Source organism: Nocardia sp. NPDC004722 (assembly GCF_053601505.1).
Window position 1 is genome coordinate 1 of record NZ_JBSGBY010000087.1, and the last position, 18,802, is coordinate 18,802.

An 18,802-nucleotide genomic window follows, 5' to 3' on the forward strand; every position below is an offset into this window, starting at 1 on the left:
GACGGCAGTGCGGATCCGTATCCGCTGATCGACGAGCTGCGCGGTGAGGGCGGGGTGCGGACCACCCCGGTGGGCTATGCCGTCTATGACTATGAGCTGTGCCGGGAAATTCTGCGCGACAGGCGATTCGGAGTGCGGCGGTCGATCGATCCGGGCGTGCCCGGGCCGCTGCGCCGCTATGCCGAGCGAGTCGTGTTGCCGCCCAGCCCGATCGAATCGCCGTCCATGCTCGCGGAGGATCCGCCGGCGCACGAACGCCTGCGCAAACCCGTCGCCTCCGCCTTCACTCCCCGCGCCGTCGCGCGCCTGGGCGATCTGGTCCGCGAGGTCACCACGCAGCAGCTCGACGCGATGGCCGCGCACGAATCCGTGGATCTGATCGCGGATTTCGCCGCGCAGGTGCCGGCCGCGGTCATCATGGAGATATTGGGTTTCCCGGCGGCCGATCGCGAGCAGTTCTTGCGCTGGGGGGCCACGGGCGCTCCGCTCATGGATGTCGGAGTCCCCTGGCGGACCTACCTCAGCGCCATGGCCGCGAGCGAGGCGATGCAGGCATACCTCGTCGCCCACATCGAGAAGCTGCGCCGGGAACCGGGGGACGATATCTTCAGCGTCCTGGTCTCCACGAGCGATCTGACCGACGCCGAATTGATGGCCAACGCCAACCTGCTGATGGCCGCGGGTTTCGAGACCACCATGGACCTGATCGGCAATGGCGTCGCGCTCCTGCTGTCGCACCCCGATCAGCTCGAGCTGCTGCGCGCCGAGCCCGAGCGCTGGCCGCTGGCGATCGAGGAGCTGCTGCGTTTCGACCCGCCGTTCCAGATGACCGCCCGGCGCGCCCTGGAACCCGTGCAATTCGATGGCGGCGCTCCCCTCGTGCCGGGAAAATCGGTGCTCGTCTCCCTGTCCGGCGCCAATCGCGATCCGGTCAAATTCCCCGACCCGCACCGTTTCGACATCACCCGCCCCAATGCCAGGGAACACCTGTCCTTCGGCAGCGGCATCCACGCGTGCCTCGGCGCGAGCCTGTCGCGCCTGGAGGTCCTGCACGCCTTGCCCGCCCTCTTCGAACGTTTCCCCGACATCCGTCTCGACGGCGAGCCGACCCGCCGCCGGCTGTTCAATGTGCGGGGTTACTCACAGATGCCCGTTCGACTGAAGTCCCTTTGATACTGGGTGGTAAGTTCCGCTGTAATACGACGACGATCCCCATTGAAGTGGTGTCGGTGAGGCGGGTCGTCCCGCTTCGCCTTTGATGGAAAAGATTGAGGCAGTGCGGGGTTCGCCCCGAGGCTCGGGAGGGTCCTTGAGTACCGAAGCGATCGTGCTGGATCCGACCGGCTCCGATGTACAGGCCGAGGTCGAGCGGATTCGCCAGCGCGGGCCGGTCGCGCTGGTGGGGCTGCCCGGCGGGGTATCGGCGTGGGCGGTCACCGATGCGGCGGTGCTGAAAGAGCTGCTCGCCGATCCCCGGGTATCCAAAGATCCACGCCAGCACTGGAATGCCTTCAAGAACGGTGAGATCGATCAGCAGTGGCCGTTGCACCCGTGGGTGGCGGCGGACAGTATGTTCACCGCTTACGGTCCCGAGCACCGCCGCCTCCGCAAACTCGTGGCGCCGACGTTCACCAATCGTCGAACCACCCTGATGCGCCCGAGAATCGAAGCCATCGTCGATGGACTGCTGAGCCGCCTGGAGGCCACGCCCACCGGTGCGGCCGTCGACTTGCGGTCCACCTACGCCTACCCGGTGCCGATTCGAGTCATCGGTGAATTGCTCGGCGTGCCAGAGCATTTGGACGCCCGGATCCATGCGTGCGTCGACAGGTTCTTCGACACGTCCCTGACCTCGGCCGAGATGCGGGCCAGCGTCTTCAAGATGGTCGGACTGATGGGGCAGCTGATCTTCTACCGGCGTGCCAACCCCGGTGACGACATCACGAGCGCGCTGCTCTCGGCCAGCGACGAAGACTCCAACCGGCTGTCGCAGAAGGAATTGATCGACACCCTGATTCTGATCATCAACGCCGGTCACGAGACCACGGTCAATCTGCTCGACCATGCCATCGTCGCTCTGCTGACCAACCCGGAACAACGGGCCGACGTACTCGCCGGCCGGGTGCCATGGTCGGAGGTGATCGAGGAATCGCTGCGCTACCAGTCGCCGTTCACGCACCTGCCCCTGCGATACGCCGTCGAGGACATCGAGATCGCCGGCGTTCGGATCGCCGCGGGCGAGCCGATCCTCGCCTCCTACGGTGCTGCGAGCCGCGACCCGGGGATCCACGGTGACACCGCCGGGGAGTTCGACGTGCACCGGGAAAACAAGGAGCACCTCGCCTTCGGACACGGGGCTCACTACTGTCTCGGTGCACCATTGGCCCGGCTCGAGGCGACGATCGCACTACCGGCCCTGTTCGAGCGGTTTCCGAATATGCGATTGGCGGTGGACCCCGCCGAACTCCGGCCGCTGGGCAGCTTCGTTTCCAACGGTCACCAGGCGGTCCCCGTCCTGCTCTAGGGCGGAACATCCTTACCCGCAACGAGATCCACCCGAGAGGTTCGATGGGAAGCGCCAGCTGGTTGCGTACGTTGTCTGCCGCATCGGAGCCTGACGCCCACACTCTGATCTGTTTTCCCCATGCGGGCGGATCGGCCCTTTCCTACGGACCGCTGGCCAGAACGCTGGGGCCGCGCTTCCGTGTGCTCGGCGTGCAATACCCCGGGCGCCAGGATCGCAGGCGGGAGCCGTTGCTGGACAACATCGCCGACCTTGTCGAGGGTGTGCTGCCGGAACTTCGCGAACTGCTTCCGCGGACCGCGGGCTACTCGCTGTTCGGCCACAGTATGGGTGCGGTGGTGGCGTTCGAGGTCTGCCGTCGTCTCGAACAGGACCGGGCGATGCAGCCGAGCACGCTGTTCGTGTCGGGTCGAATCGCACCGGCACGGAAGGGTTTTCGCGGTGTCCACCGGTACAGCGATCAGGAACTGATCCGGCACCTGCTGGACTTCGGCGGCACGCCGGCGGCGCTGCTGGAGGATCCCGATTTCCGGTCGATCATTCTCTCGGTCACCAGAAGTGACTACCGCGCGATCGAAACCTACACATGCGCACCGGAAGCCGTGGTCGAGACTCCACTCGTCGCGCTCGTCGGCGACAGCGATCCCGCCACCAGCCTCGCCGACCTGAACGAGTGGCGGACACATACCACCGGACCGTTCACACAGACATCGTTTCCAGGTGGCCACTTCTACATCGATGCCAATTCGCACGGTGTGGCCCAACTGATTCGTGATCAGAGAGAAAGCAATTATGCCTGAGACCGCTGGCCCTGTTTCGCATGTTTCGGACACCGCCCACTGGGTGGCCGCGCACCGTGCGATCGAAACCGCCCGGCCCAATGCGCTCTTTCGCGATCCGCTCGCGGAGCGGCTCGCCGGAGAAACCGGTAAGGCGATTGTCGCGAACGAGAAATGGTACGCGCTGATCCGCTGGTCCTTGGTCACCAGAACCAAGGTCATCGATGATCTGATCGCCGAAACCGTCAGCGAGGGTTGCGATCTGGTCATCAATCTGGCGGCGGGCCTGGATGCGCGGCCGTATCGTCTCGACCTGCCCGCCGACCTCCGCTGGATCGAGGCCGACCTCCCCGACTTGATCGCCGAGAAGAACCGTCTGCTGGAGGGCGAGACCCCGCGCTGCGACCTCACCCGCGTCGCAGTGGATCTCGCGGACCCGACAGCGCGCGAGGAATTTCTGGACAAGTCGCTCGACGGCGTGAAGAAGGCGCTCGTACTGACCGAAGGGCTGGTGTACTACCTGTCCGAAGACGAGGTCTCGGGATTGGCGGCGGCACTCGCTCGGCCCGAAATCAACTGGTGGATAATGGATGTGATCAACAAATCCATTGTCGATCGGAACAATCGAGCGAACAAGAATCTGCTGAAGAATTCACCGTGGAAGTTCGGCCCGGCCGATCCGCTGCGATACTTCGCCGGGAAGGGCTGGACCGCGGACGAGGTAGTCGGATTGTTCCGCGCGGCAGCCCGATTCCGCCGGTTGCCCCCGGTCCTGTGGTCGTGCGCCTTCGTGCCCGTAGGCCCCCGGAAACCGGCCGGCACCTCGTGGCTGCCGTGGTGTGCGGCGGTTCGACTCACGCACGCCGCCGATCCGACGGCATGATCGGGGGCCGGGAGGGCGAATCGCCCTCCCGGCCCAATCGTCACTCCAGGCTTTCCAGCCACTCGTCCATCGCCGCGGCGACCTGACCTGAGCCCTCCTGCAGCACTGTGAAGTGATGGGCGTCCACCTCGACCACGTGATGGCTGTCGTTCCACGGCTGGGCTTGCCACTCCATGAAGTCCGCGGGGACTCCCGGAATCCGTTGCGCGCACTGGAGGAACAGGACCGGCGCGGTGATCTTGCCCGGTGCGATGGCACGGAGCACCTGGGTGTACTGACCCATGGCGGTCAATCTGGCGGGGTCGAATCGATCGAACGCCGCTTCGTTGGTCACCATGTTCTCGGCGACCGGGCCGAGAATCCACTCGGTTCCCGCGGCCTCGTCCGCCCGGTAGCTGTCCACCAGCACCACTCCGACCGGTGCCGGTCCGCCGAGAGCTTCCATTCGCTCGGCGACGTTGTGGGCGAGCACCCCGCCCGAGGAGAAACCGAACAGGATGAACGGCTGTCCCTCGGCGGCGTCGAGGATGGGCTGGATCAACGCCGTGGTGGCCGCGGCGTGGTCGGCGGGCAGCGGCTGATCCGCGTGAGACCCGATCGGTGCGACGCCGACCACGTCGCGGGGTGTCCGCAGTTTGGCGGCCATTCTGGCGTACTGGCGCACACCGCCCGCGGCCATCGGCGGGCTGATGCAGATGATGCGCGGAGTGGCCGCGCCCGAGGTCAATCGGATGATCTCCGGATTGATGGGCTGCTCGTCCTGGGCATGGAATTGGTCACGCGTCTGTGCCGCCGTGTACAGGAGAAGGAAGCCGATCGTGTACTGCGCCCGTCCCACCGCGGTGCGGAACATTCCATACAGCGAGTCGTCGGCGACGCCTTCCATCCGATCTCGTTCGGTGGCCGTGCGGACATCCGTCGCGAGCGCGGATTCGTTGCCCGCCAATTTCTCTGCGAGATGCTTCGCGAGGATATGGGGCGTCGGATAGTCGAAGACGAGGGTGCCGTGCAACTGCACGCCGGTGGCGTCGCGCAGTGAGTTGCGGAATTCGATCGCGGTGACCGAGTCGAATCCCATTTCGCCGAACACATTGTCGACCTCGATGAGTTCGACGTCCACATAGCCGAGCGTCGCGGCGGCCTGCTGGCGCACGAACTCCACCAGACGCGAAAGCTGCTCATCGGGCGACAGGCCCGCCAGCTGCAGCAGCGGTGACGTCGCCGCACGCTGCGCCGTCATCGGTACCAGCCCGCGCACCAGGGCCGGTGCATGCTCGGCCCGCGTCCGGAGCACCGCGCGGTCGACAGGCAGCGCGGCCAGCTGGGCGGCGCCGGAGGACACTGCGGCATCGAACAGGGCCAGTCCGTCGGATTCGGACAGCGCCGGAAAGCCCTGTCGCCGCATCCGTTCGAAATCCTCCTCCGAGAGTTCCGTGCCCAGACCGCTCGATCGTTCCCACAGGCCGTAATCGATCGACGTGGCCGTCCACCCGGCCGCCCGGCGGTAGGTGGCGAGGGCATCGAGGTAGACGTTGGCCGCCGCGTAGTTGGCCTGCCCGGCGGCCAGCACCAGCCCACCGGCGGAGGAAATCAGAACGAACAGCGACAACGGCAGTTCGCGTGTGAGTTCGTGCAAATGCCATGCGGCGTCGGCCTTGGGCGCGAATACCGCATCGATGCGGCGGCTCGTCATGGATTCGATCAGGCCGTTGTCGGCGACGCCCGCCGCGTGCACGACTCCCGTCAGTGGAGAGTCGGGCCCGATCTCGTCGAGCAGTGATTTCAACGCGTTTCGATCGGAGACGTCGCAGGCGGCGATTGTCACCTGCGCACCGAGTTCGGTCAGCTGGGCGCGCAGCGCGTCGACACCGGGGGCCTCCGGTCCCCGCCGGGAGGTCAGCACGAGCTGCCGCACACCGTATTCGGTGACCAGGTGCCGCGCGAACAGCGCACCCAGCCCACCGGTGCCTCCGGTAACGAGAACGGTGCCGGTGGACAGTGATTGGATGGACTCGGCAGCCTCTTGCTTGCTCGTCTCGGTGGGCCGATGCTGAACCAGACGTGGCACCAGCAGGTCTGCGCCGCGCAGCGCGCCCTCCGGCTCGGTCGCGAGGGCCGCGGCAGCGGTCGCGACGGCGGCCGGATCGTGGTCGGCGGCGGGACCGTCGAGGTCCAACAGTTGCAACCGGTGCGGATGTTCGGCCTGGGCCGCGCGCACCAAACCCCAGACCGGCGCCTGCGCCGGGCGCACCAAATCGAAATCGCTTGTCCGCACCGCATTGTTGGTCAGGATCACCAGGCGAGACTCGGCGAATCGAGGATCTCCCAGCCACCGTTGCACCGCGGCCAGCACGCTGTGCAACGCCTCGCGGGCGGCGTGCGGCGAGATGTCGCCGGTGTCGGCGCACGGGAGCAGTACGAGCTCGGGGACGGCGGATTCGCCTGCCGCGTCGAGTTCTTCGACCAGTGCCGTGAGGTCGGGATAGCCGCGTACCGCTCCCGCTCCGCCTCCCGGTGCGCCGATGATCGCTGTGCGCGCCGGGGCCACCGAACCGGCGACCGACGTCGGGGCCATCCACTCCACGGTGAACAAGGCATCGGCCACGCTGTCGGCTCGCAGTTGACCCGCGGAGACCGGCCGTGTGTCCAGCGAGTCGACCGACAACACCGGGCTGCCGGTGCCGTCGGCCAGCTGGAGCGCGAAACGGTTGTTGTGCAACTGGATCCGCACGCGGACGGCACTGGATCCGGCCGCATGCAGTGCGACGCGGCGCCAACTGAACGGCAGCTCGGGCGCCTCGACGCCGTCGGTGCGCATGCGATGCACGATGACCGCGTGCATCGCCGCATCGAACAACGCGGGGTGTAGTCCATATCCTGCGGCGGCGTCCGCGTTCGGCAGGGCCACCTCGGCGAACAGCTCGTGACCATCGCCGCCGTGATCGCCGCGTCGCCACATGGCCCGCAGGCCCTGGAAATAGGGGCCGTATCCGTAACCGGCCTCGAGCATCTCGGTGTACGCGTCGGTGACGTCGATCGTCTCGGCGTCGGCCGGAGGCCAGCTGGCGAGATCGAAATCGGGCTGGACGTCCGCGGCGGTGAGGTCACCCTCCGCGTGCAATGTCCAGGTGACGGCCTCCGGCTGGCGCGAGTGGATCCTGATGCGCCGTCGGCCGGAATCATTCGCCGCGCCGACCACCACCTGTACCGTCACTCCGTCGTGGGCCGGGAGCGTCAAGGGCGCCTGGAGGATCAGCTCGTCCACCACGGGGTGCCCGATCAATTCGCCCACCTGGGTGGCCAGCTCGACGAAACCGGTTCCCGGCAGTAGCGCGGTGCCGAGCACGCTGTGATCGGCCAACCATTCGACCGAGTCCAGTGACCATCGGCCGACGAAGCTGATTCCGCCCGAATCGGGTTGCGGGACAGCCGCTCCCAGCAAGGGGTGGGAGACCGGATCCAATCCCGCGGCGCCGGTGCCGTCGGCGCCCAGCCACGTCGTCGACAGATACTGCTTCGCATCGAGCCAGAACCGCTCGTGCTGAAACGCGTAGGTGGGCAGGTCGATCGGTCGCGCACCGGAATAGAACGCGGCCCAGTCCACCTCGGCGCCAGACACGAACAACTTCGCCACCGCGGCCGCCACGGTGGCGGTCGACGCCTCGTCGCGACGCGCGACCGGGACGGTGACGGTGGCTTCCCCGGGACCGTCGACGACGGTCCCGGCCACCATCGGCGTGAGGACCGCGTCCGGCCCGACCTCGGCGAAGCGCACCACGCCCGCGGCCGCCATCGTGGTCACCGCGTCGGCGAACCGCACCGTGGCGCGGACCTGACGCACCCAGTACCCCGGTGCCGACATCTCATCGGTCACCCGGGCGCCGGTCACGGTCGATACCAGCGGGATGGTGGGTCGACCGAAGCTCAATCCCTCGACCACCGACGCGAACTCCGTCAGCATCGGTTCCATCAGTCCGGAATGGAAAGCGTGCGACACCCGCAAACGAGTTGTCCGCCAGCCCTTCTCGGCGCAAACTTCGGCCAGCGCGTCGATCTCGGTGTCGACGCCGGAGGCCACCACCGAGGTGGGGCTGTTCACCGCGGCGATCGACACACCCTCGGTGAGCAGCGGTGCGACTTCGGATTCCGGAGCTCCCACCGCGAGCATCGCGCCACCGGCGGGCAGTGCCTGCATCAACCGGCCGCGCGCGGCCACCAGGGCGCACGCGTCCGGCAGCGACAGCACTCCGGCGATGTGCGCGGCGGCGATCTCGCCGATCGAGTGACCCGCCACCTGGTCGGGGCGCAGTCCCCACGCTTCGAGCAGGCGATACAGTGCGACCTCGAAGGCGAACAGTCCGGCTTGCGCGAAGACCGTCCGGTTGATCAGGTCCGTGTCGTTCAGCGCGTCATCGATCGAAATCGTTTGATCGAGTGACGGATTCAGCTCCGCGACGATCTTGTCGAACGTCTCCGCGAAAACCGGATGCGTACGCAGCTGCCCGGCCATACCGGCCCACTGCGCGCCCTGACCGGAGAAGACGAATCCCGTCGAGCCCGAAGCCGCGCGACCCGACACCACACCGGGGCCGGAGTCGCCGCGGCCCAATGCCTCCAGACCCGACAGCAGTTCGTCGTGATCGGCACCGAGGACCACCGCTCGATGGCCGAGCGTGGCGCGGGTGGCGACGAGGGAGTATCCGACATCCTGTGCCGCGAAGTCGTTTTCGCGGACGTGCTTCCGCAAGCGAATCGCCTGCTCTCCCAGTGCACGCGCGCTGGCGGCGGTCAGCACCCAGGGTGTGACCGGCTCGGCCGGGGTGGTCGCGGCGGCGGGAGCCTGTTCGAGGACGGGCGCCTGTTCAAGGATGACGTGGGCGTTGGTGCCGCTGATGCCGAAGGACGACACCCCGGCGCGGCGTGGACGATCGGCCGACGGCCACGGCACCGGCTCGGTCAGCAGCCGCACCTCGCCCGCGGACCAGTCGACCTTGGTCGACGGCCGATCCACATGCAGGGTGCGCGGCAGCGTGCCGTGGCGCATCGCCATGACCATCTTGATCACGCCACCCACACCGGCGGCGGCCTGTGCGTGCCCGATGTTCGACTTCAGCGAACCCAGCCACAGCGGCCGCCCCGGCGCCCGATCCCGGCCATAGGTGGCCAGCAGTGCCTGTGCTTCGATCGGGTCGCCCAAAGTCGTTCCGGTGCCGTGGCCTTCGACCGCATCGACGTCGATGGCGGATATTCCGGCATTGGTCAGGGCCTGCTCGATGACGCGCCGCTGCGCCGGACCGTTGGGCGCGGTCAGGCCATTGGAGGCGCCGTCGGAGTTCACCGCCGAACCGGTCACCACGGCGAGAATGCGGTGGCCGTTGCGTTGCGCGTCCGACAGTCGTTCCAGCACCAGCACACCGGCGCCTTCCGCCCAGCCGACGCCGTCGGCGCTGTCGGAGAACGACTTGCACCGTCCATCGATGGACAGTCCCCGTTGTCGGCTGAACTCCACGAACGTGTCCGGACCCGCCATCACGGTCACGCCGCCCGCCAGGGCCAGGTCGCATTCGCCCGAGCGCAGCGCGGCGGCGGCCGAATGCATGGCTACCAGTGAGGACGAACATGCGGTGTCGACGGTGACCGACGGTCCCTGGAGGCCGAAGGTGTAGGAGAGCCGACCCGACGCCAGTGATCCCGTGACCGCGGCGGCAGGGTAGTCGTGATACATCTTGCCGATCCACACGCCGGTCGCGCTGCCGCGCAGGGTCGCCGGGTCGATTCCGGCGCGTTCGAAGGCCTCCCACGAGGTTTCGAGCAGGAGGAACTGCTGCGGATCCATGGTGGCCGCTTCGTTCGGGCTGATGCCGAAGAAAGTGGGGTCGAAATCGCCTGCGGTGTGCAGGAATCCGCCGGATTTGGTGTGGGAGCGGTTGGCCTGTTCGCCGGTGGGGTCGTAGATGCGGTCGAGGTCCCAGCCGCGGTTGACGGGGAAATCGGTGGTGGCATCGACGCCGTCGGACACCAGTCGCCACAGGTCTTCGGGTGATTCGACGCCGCCGGGGTAGCGGCAGGCCATTCCGACGATCGCGATCGGCTCACGCCGGGCGGCGTCGAGCTGTCGGTTGCGCGCCCGCAGTCGATCGGTTTCCTTCAGCGAGGCCCGTAGCGCGTCGGCGAGTTTTGCGGTGCTCTCGGTATTCGTCATATCGCTGTCAGTCCTCGGAGTTGTAAGCCAGATTGATCAAGTCGTCGAGATCGAGTTGGTCGATGAATTCGTCGGTGTCGTGCTCATCGATCTCGCCGGGGTGTTGCGGCCCGTGCGCGAGCTGCATGAGCGCCTCCAGCAGACCGGCTTCGCGGAGCTGGGCGAGCGAAATCGTCTGGAGCGCAATGCGAATCTCGTTTTCCGACGGATCCGCGGACGCGTCGGGGGCCTGGCCGATGAACTCTTCGGCCAGGTATTCGGCCAGCATCTCCGGTGACGGGTAGTCGAAGACCAGGGTCGCGGGCAAGGGCAGGCCCGTAGCGGTTTTGAGGGCGTTGCGGAATTCGATGGCGGTCATGGAATCGAAGCCCAGTTCGCTGAAGGCCCGTCCGGCCGCAATGGCATTCGCGTTCCGATGCCCCAGCGCCGCGGCCACGTGGTCCCGAACGAAGTCGACGAGCACGGCGAGGCGTTCGCCCTCGGGAGTGTCGGCCAGCCGAGCCCGCAGTGCGGCCGGAGCGTCCGATGCTCCCGAGGTTGTGCGGCGATCGGTGACGAGCCCGGACAGCAGGGTCGCCGCAAACTCCGCGCTGCGGAGTCCTGTCTTGTCGAGCCGGGCGAGAACGGTTGTCGCCGTGTCGATTTCGGCGGCGACGTCGAACAGCGCCAAGCCCTGCTCCGCCGACAGCGGCAGCATCCCCGAACGGGCCACGCGCCGCCGCTCGACGTCACCGAGCTCGGCGCCCATGCCGCCGTCGCCATTCCACAACCCCCACGCGAGGGACTGCCCGCGGAGCCCGCGTGCCCGGCGGTGCGCCGCCACCGCGTCCAGGCAGGCATTGGCCGCGGCATAGTTGCCCTGCCCCGGATTGCCGAGCACTCCGGCCACCGAGCTGAACAGCACGAACGCCTTCAGCGGCAGCTCGGCGGTCAGCTCGTGCAGGTGCAGGGCCGCATCGACCTTGGGCCGCAACACCGCATCCATCCGATTCGGGGTCAGCGAGGCGATGGCGCCATCGTCGAGCACACCGGCCAGGTGGAACACACCGGTGAGGGGGCGGCTCGCGGGGATGGCGGACAGTGCCTGGTCGAGCGCGGCACGGTCGGCGACATCGCATGCGACGAAGTCGATTTCGGCACCACCATCTCGCAGCTCGGCCGCCAGCTCGGCGGCGCCGGGAGCCGACTCACCGCGTCGGCTCAGCAGCAGCAGGTGCCGGACACCGTGGGTGTGTACCAGGTGCCGGGCGAACAACCCGCCCAGGAATCCACTGGCACCGGTGATCAGCACGGTCTCGTCCGGACCGAAAGCGACGTTCGGGGCAGACCTGGTTGTCGCCGCCCGCACCAGTCGCGCCCGGTGCACTTGCCCGCCGCGCACGGCCACCTGCGGTTCCCCGGAAGCCAGAATCCCGCCCAACGGCCCGGCGGCGTCGGAATCCATGTCCACCAGGATGATTCGACCCGCGCTCTCCGCCTGGGCGGAGCGAACCAGACCCGCGACGGCGGCACCGGCGAGGTTCGTAATATCCTCCCCGGCAACGGAAACCGCGCCGCTGGTCCGAATCACCAGCGCGGACTCGCTGGATCGAGGGTCGGCGATCCAGGTCTGAAGTACCCGCAGCACGGCGTGAATCGCTGCACGAACGGCCTCGGGATCATTGCCTTCCGGACCATCCAGCACCACTGCGGCCGGAACCTCGTCACCGAGATCCGCCCACGACACCGTGCGTATCTCGCTGTCGGACACCGACATCGGTGTCCATTCGACCTGGTACAGGGCGTTGTCGACCGTGGCTACGCTGGCCGCGAGCTGCGCGGGATCGATCGGCCGGGCGGCCAGTCGGCGCACCGTCGCCACCGGAGCACCGGTCGGATCCGCGAGATCCACCCGCACCGTGTGGTCGCCGATGCGGGTCGCCCGAACGCGCAAGGCGTCGGCTCCCGTCGCGTGCACGGTGACCCCGGACCATTCGAACGGCAACGCCGGCCCGGCCCCGTCCGCGGGCCCCGAGTCGCCGATGAGCAGGGCATGCAGGGCGGAGTCGAGCAGTGCGGGATGGATACCGTAGTTCGCGGCTTCCCTCGGGTCGGCAAGCGCGACCTCGGCGAACACTTCGTCGCCGCGCCGCCAGGCCGCGCGCAAACCCTGGAAGGAGTGCCCGTACTGGTACCCGCCAGCGAGGAGTTCGTCGTACACACCGCCGACCGGCAGCGGCTGCGCTCCGATCGGGGGCCATGTGGTGAGTTCGGTAGCCTGCGCGGGGTTGTCGGCGGTCAGCGCGCCTTCGGCATGCAGCGTCCACGACGCTGCCGGGTCGCTCTCGTCTTCGGGGCGGGAGTAGACCCGCACGACGCGCTGGCCCGTCTCGTCCTCGGCGCCGACGACACTGCGCACCGCGACCCCACCTGCCTCCGGCAGTACCAGCGGCGCCCGCAGGACGAAGTCCGCCAGCGTCGAAAGGCCCACCCGGTCACCGGCCCGCAGGGCGAGTTCGACCAGACCGGCTCCGGGGAACAGCACCGTGCCCAGCACGCCGTGATCGGCCAGCCAAGGCTGCGTCTGGACCGACAGGCGGCCGGTGAGGATGACCCCGCCGGTGTCCGGTTGTGCGATCACCGCGGGAACCAGTGGGTGTCCGGTGGTGACGAGGCCGAACGATTGGGCGGCACCCCTGCCGGCGGACCCCTCGACGCCCGGTTCGAGCCAGTAGCGCTCGTGTTGGAAGGCGTAGGTGGGCAGGGCTGTTCGCGGTGCCGGGCGGTCGCCGAAGAGGGGCTTCCAGTCGATGGCCAGTCCGGCGGTGTGCGCGTGGGCGAGCATGGTCACGAATTGCTCGACCTCGTCGCGGTCGCGGCGGGCCGCCGCCGCGACCACCACCCGGGCCTCGATATCGGCGGGCAGGGTCTGCCGGGTCATCGTCGCCAGGACAGCGTCCGGGCCGATTTCGAGGAAGCGGCGCACACCCGAGGCCACCAGCGTCTGCACGCCGGGTGCGTAGCGCACCGCGCCACGCACCTGCGCCACCCAGTAATCCGGCTTCAGGATCTCGTCACCGGCCATCTCGCCGGAGACATTGGATACCAGGGCAATCCGCGGCGGGTTGAAAGTGACTGCGGCGGCAACGGTCTCGAACTCGCCCAGCATGGGCTCCATCAGGTGCGAATGGAAGGCGTGCGACACCCGCAGCCGGTTCGTCCGGCGGGCCTGCGTGGTGAACTCCTTCTCGATAGCTTCGACGGCGTCGGCGTCACCGGAGATGACCACGGCCGCAGGCGCGTTCACCGCCGCGATCGAGATCCGATCGCTGTACTCGGCGATGGCGGCGACGACCTCGTCCTCGGGGGCGGCGACGGCGAGCATCGCACCGCCCTCGGGCAGCGCGTCCATCAGGCGGCCGCGAGCCGCGACCAGCGCGCAGGCATCCTCCAGCGACCAGACGCCGGACAGGTACGCCGCGGTCAGCTCACCGATCGAATGGCCCACCAGGACATCGGGTGTCACGCCGCAGGACTCCAGCAGCCGGTAGAGCGCCACCTCGAACGCGAATAGCGCGGGCTGAGTGAAGCGGGTGCGATCGATCAGCTCTCCGGTGAACATCACCTGCCGCAGCGAGGTGTCGAGCAGCGGATCGAACTGCGCGCACACCTCGTCCAGCGCGTCGGCGAAGACGGGGAAGGCCGCGGCGAGTCCCGCGCCCATCCCGGCCCGCTGCGCGCCCTGGCCGGTGCAGAGGAAGGCGGTCTTCCCCGCACCCACGGTGCCGGAAACCACTCCGGCAGTGGCCGTTCCGGCCGCCAATTGCGCCAGGTGGGTGAGCAGTTCGTCGCGATCGGCACCCAGTACCGCCGCCCGCACCTCGTGCTGGGCGCGGGTGGTGGCGAGCGCGTGCGCGACCTGCGCAGGATCGGTGTCGGGGTGCTCGACCAGCCACCGCTGGAGTTTCGCCGCCTGCGCCCGCAAGGCGGTGTCGTTCTTGGCCGACAGGAGCCAGGGCACCGTACCGAGCTGCTGCTCAACGGCTTCCGTCGGAACGACGGTGCGGGGTGCCTCTTCGAGGATGGCGTGCGCGTTGGTGCCGCTGACACCGAACGACGACACCCCGGCGCGGCGTGGCCGGTCACCGGCGGGCCACGGGTGTGCCTCGGTCAGCAGTGCGACGTCGGCGGCGGTCCAGTCCACGTGCGGGCTGGGCTCGTCGGCATGCAGTGTCTTGGGCAGGGTTTCGTGCCGTAGCGCCTGCACCATCTTGATCACGCCGCCGACGCCCGCGGCGGCGACGGTGTGGCCGATATTCGACTTGAGCGAGCCGATCCGCAGCGGGTGTTCCGCTCGGTCGCGCCCGTAGACGGCCATCAACGCCTGCGCCTCGATCGGATCACCCAGCGGGGTGCCGGTGCCGTGCGCTTCGACGGCGTCGATATCCGACGGCGACAGTCCGGCATTCGCCAGCGCCGCGGTGATGACACGTTGCTGGGACGGACCGTTCGGGGCGGTCAGGCCGTTGCTCGCCCCGTCGGAGTTGATCGCCGTGCCACGCACCAGGGCGAGAATGTTGTGCCCCAGGCGTTTCGCGTCGGAGAGCCGCTCGAGTACCAGCACTCCGACGCCTTCGGAGAAGGCGACGCCGTCGGCCGCCGCGGAGAACGCCTTGCATCGGCCGTCCGGCGAGAGTCCGCGCTGCCGCGCGAAATCGACGGACAGATACGGGCTGGCCGCCACCGTCACGCCGCTCGCCATGACGAGCGAACTCTCCCCGTTGCGCAGCGCCTGCGCGGCCAGGTGCAGCGAGACCAGCGAGGAAGAGCAGGCGGTGTCCACGGTGAGCGTCGGACCCTCCAACCCCAGCGCGTAGGCCACCCGCCCCGACATCACACTGCTGGTGGTGCCGGTGAGCCGGTAGCCCTCCAGCTCGCCGCCCACCAGGTCGACGTAGCCGGATGCGCCCGCGCCGACGAACACACCGGTATCGGTGCCCCGCAACGAGTTCGGGTCGATCCCGGCGTCTTCGAGGGCCTCCCAGGATGTTTCGAGGAGCAGGCGCTGCTGCGGGTCCATCGCGGACGCCTCGCGGGGACCGATCCCGAAGAATCCCGGATCGAAATCGCCTGCCCGGTCGAGGAATCCGGCACGCCGCGCGTAGACGGTCCCGGGCTTGTCCGGATCCGCGTCGAACAGTCGCTCCAGATCCCAGCCGCGATCGGTCGGGAAGTCGCCGGTCGCGTCGATCCCGGCGGCGACGAGATCCCAGAGCTGATCGGGTGATTCGACACCGCCGGGGAACCGGCAGGCCATGCCGACGATGGCGATCGGCTCATCGGCCTTGACCCGGCGCACCGCCTTCTTGACGGGTTCGCCCACCGTCGGCTCGACGCGGGACAGCACCAGCTTCGCCACCGCAACCGGGGTCGGGTGATCGAACACCAGCGTCGAAGGCAGTTGCAGGCCCGTGGCCTTGCCCAGCCGGTTGCGGAACTCCACGCCGCCGAGCGAGTCGAAACCGATCTCGTCGAACCGCTGATCCGGCCGGATGTCGGCTGCGGAGTCGTGACCGAGTACCGCCGCGGCCGCGGACAGTACGGTCTCCAGCACCACCTCGTCGCGCCGAGCCGCGGGGATTTCGGCCAGGCGCGCACCGAGCGTCCCGGCTGCCGCGACGACCGAGGGGGTTGCCGCACGCGCCCGGCGGGGGAGGAATCCACGCAGGACCTCGGGCACCGTCGACTCGTCGGCGGTGCGCAGCGCACCGGCATCGAACCGGATTGGCGACAGTCGCGCTGAGCCTTGCGTGAGCGCCGCGTCGAACAGGCGCACACCCTCGGCATCGGCGAGTGGACTCAGCCCCAGCCGTTCCCAGCGCGCCAGCGCACCGCGATCCAGCCCGCCGGTCATGCCGCTGGACTGATTCCACGGACCCCACGCCAGCGAGGTCGCCGGGAGACCGGCGGCGCGGCGGCGCTGGGCCAGGGCGTCGAGTGCGGCGTTGGCCGCGGCGTAGTTCGCCTGGCCCGAGGTGCCGAGGACGGCCGCGATCGAGGAGAACAGCACGAAGGCCCGGACGTCTCGGCCCCGGGTCAGTTCGTCCAGATGCCAAGCGCCGTCGACCTTCGGCGCGAAGACCCGGTCGATCTGTGCGTCGGTCAGCGCGGAGACGGTTCCGTCATCGAGCACACCGGCGGTGTGCACCACCGCGATCGGGGTATCACCGATGTCGGCGAGCAGCTCGCGGACCGCCTCGCGATCGGCCACATCGCACGCGACGACGCGGGCGCTCGCCCCCAACCGCGCCAGCTCCGCGACCAATTCGGCGGCTCCCGCCGCATCCGGACCGCGGCGTGAGGTCAGAACCAGGTCGCGCACACCGTGCTCGGTGACCAGATGCCGGGCGAACAGCGAGCCGAGGCCGCCGGTACCACCGGTGATCAGCACCGTCGCTCCGCCGAGGTGCGCGACGGGTTCGGCCGCGGCACTGTGTGTTTCGGCTGCGCGCCGGAGCCGGGGGACCAGCATGCGGTCCGCGCGCACCGCGATCTGGGGTGCGCCGGTAGCCAGCGCGGCGGTGATCCGATCGGGGTTCGCGGGCGCGGCGAGATCTTCGTCGATCAGGACGAATCGATCGGGGTGCTCCGACTGCGCGCTGCGCAACAGCCCCCACACGGCAGCCGCCGCCGGATCGGAGGTTTCCCCCGGAAGCCCGGCCCCACCCGATGCCACCACGACCAGCCGGGAGTCGGCCGATCGTTGCTCTGTGAGCCACGTGCGCAGGTGCGCCAGGGTCGAGTGAACCCGCGCTCGGATCTCGCGTGGCTCACCGGAAGTCGTTGCCTCCGAGTCCGTACCGGCACGGAAGACCGCGACCGGTGTGTGTTCCTCGGCCGCCATGAGATCGCTCGGGTTCGCATCCTCCTCCCAGCTCACCTCGTACAACGCGGCATTGTCGGCTGCGAGTGCGCTGCGGAATTCCTTGACGTCGTACGGGCGCATCACCACGGCATCCACCGAGACGACGGGATTGCCGTCCGGGTCGACGGCCGCGACCGCCACGGCTTCCGGGCCCTGCGCGACCGCGATGACCCGCAACGCGGATACCTCGGCGGGCCTGGTGCTCGCGGCATGGTGGAACCGTGCCCCGGCCCAGCGGAAGAGCAGTTTGCCGGTGTTCGGATCGGGGTTGCCGTCACGCCAGATCAGCCGGGAGAACGCGGCGTGCATGACCATGTCGAGCAGCGCGGGATGCAGGGTGTGGCGGGTCGAATTCGACGCTGCGGCAGCGAGATCCGAGTTCAGGGCGATTTCGGAGAAGACGGCGTCGTCGCGCTCCCACACCTGCTGTACGCCGAGGAATGCCGGACCGTATTCGAGTCCCGCGTCCGCGGCGATCTGCGCGGGCAGTCCGGCACTGTCGAAGTGTTCCGCGTCGGCGGGTGGCCACGATTCGGCCCGCAGCCGGGCGAGCGCGTCCGGTTCGCGTCCGGCGGATGTGGCCAGCGAACCCGTCGCGTTGTGGACCCATTCCTCGGAAGCTGATGTGCGGAAATAAAATTCGAATGGGCGATGGCCGGTCGCATCGGGGGCCTGCACCAGCACCTGGAGTTCGATCTCATCGCCGTCGGACGGCACGATCGGTGCCTGCAAGGTGAGCTCTTCGACTGCCTGGCAACCGATTCGGCCACCGGCGACGAGCAGGAACTCGATCAGCGTGGCGCTCGGCAGGACCATCGTGCCGTACGACAGGTGATCGGCGATCCACGGGTGCGTCGCCAGGGATAGTCGGCCGGTGAAGAGCCACTCGTCCGAACCGGCCAAACCGAGTACGCCGGTGAGGATCGGATGGTCCGACAGATCCGCGGCCGCACCGTGATCGGGGTTCAGCCAGTAGCGGCGACGCTGAAAGGCGTACGTGGGCAGGGCGATGGGAGTCGTGCCGGGCTCGGTGAAGGTCGAGCGCCAGTCGACGCGCGCACCGCTGACCTGGAGCTGTGCCAAGCCGTTGACGAACGCTCCGACTTCCTCGGACGACCGGCGCGCCAAGGCCACCGTTGCCGGGGCGGTCGCGAGATCGGCGTTCTCACCCAGGCATTGGCGGGTCATGAAGGTCAGGACCGCGTCGGGGCCGACTTCGACGAAGCGCCGGATCCCGTCGGCGCGCAGGGTCTCGATCGCGGGCGCGAAGGCAACGGTGGCGCGGACCTGCCGCACCCAGTACTCGGGATCGGTCACCGAATGACCGGCCGACTCTCCGGTGACGGTCGAGACGATCGGCAGGTTGGGCGCGCGGTAGTCGAGTTTCTGTGCGACCGTGCGGAACTTGTCGAGCATCGGCTCCATAAGTGCCGAATGGAAGGCGTGGCTCACCCGCAGCCGATGGGTCTGGATGCCTGCGGCGGTGAGCTCCCGGTCGAGGCTCTCGATC

At 68.6% G+C, this 18,802-nt stretch carries 5 protein-coding genes and 1 pseudogene; 4 read left to right on the plus strand and 2 right to left on the minus strand.

Going from position 1 to position 18,802, the window contains the following annotated elements; all coding sequences use genetic code 11:
* The 4 genes from ACWELQ_RS11830 to ACWELQ_RS11845 all read left to right on the plus strand — a co-directional run.
* Positions 1-1,173, plus strand: a 1,173-nt coding sequence (locus tag ACWELQ_RS11830) for a cytochrome P450 (protein WP_452397012.1), incomplete at its 5' end; no start/stop codon positions are given.
* 136 nt (positions 1,174-1,309) lie between these two features.
* Positions 1,310-2,524, plus strand: a complete 1,215-nt coding sequence (locus ACWELQ_RS11835) for a cytochrome P450 family protein (protein WP_452397013.1) — start codon at positions 1,310-1,312, stop codon at positions 2,522-2,524.
* Positions 2,525-2,568: 44 nt separating this feature from the next.
* Positions 2,569-3,324, plus strand: coding sequence for a thioesterase II family protein (locus tag ACWELQ_RS11840; protein ID WP_452397014.1), 756 nt, complete (start codon positions 2,569-2,571; stop codon positions 3,322-3,324).
* Positions 3,317-4,186, plus strand: a complete 870-nt coding sequence (locus ACWELQ_RS11845) for a class I SAM-dependent methyltransferase (protein WP_452397015.1) — start codon at positions 3,317-3,319, stop codon at positions 4,184-4,186. The genes ACWELQ_RS11840 and ACWELQ_RS11845 overlap by 8 nt, the downstream gene beginning before the upstream one ends.
* A gap of 40 nt (positions 4,187-4,226) precedes the next feature.
* Here the strand turns inward: ACWELQ_RS11845 and ACWELQ_RS11850 are convergent.
* Together ACWELQ_RS11850 and ACWELQ_RS11855 are read right to left on the minus strand one after the other, a co-directional pair.
* Positions 4,227-10,382 (minus strand): annotated as a pseudogene (locus ACWELQ_RS11850) (type I polyketide synthase); the annotation flags it as partial.
* 13 nt (positions 10,383-10,395) lie between these two features.
* Positions 10,396-18,802 (minus strand): SDR family NAD(P)-dependent oxidoreductase (locus tag ACWELQ_RS11855; RefSeq protein ID WP_452397016.1); only part of this gene is annotated, 8,407 nt, incomplete at its 5' end.

Coding starts and splice junctions, on each gene's coding strand:
- ACWELQ_RS11845 (WP_452397015.1), top strand. CDS start 3,317: ATGCCTGAGACCGCTGGCCCTGTTTCGCATGTTTCGGACACCGCCCAC.
- ACWELQ_RS11840 (WP_452397014.1), top strand. CDS start 2,569: ATGGGAAGCGCCAGCTGGTTGCGTACGTTGTCTGCCGCATCGGAGCCT.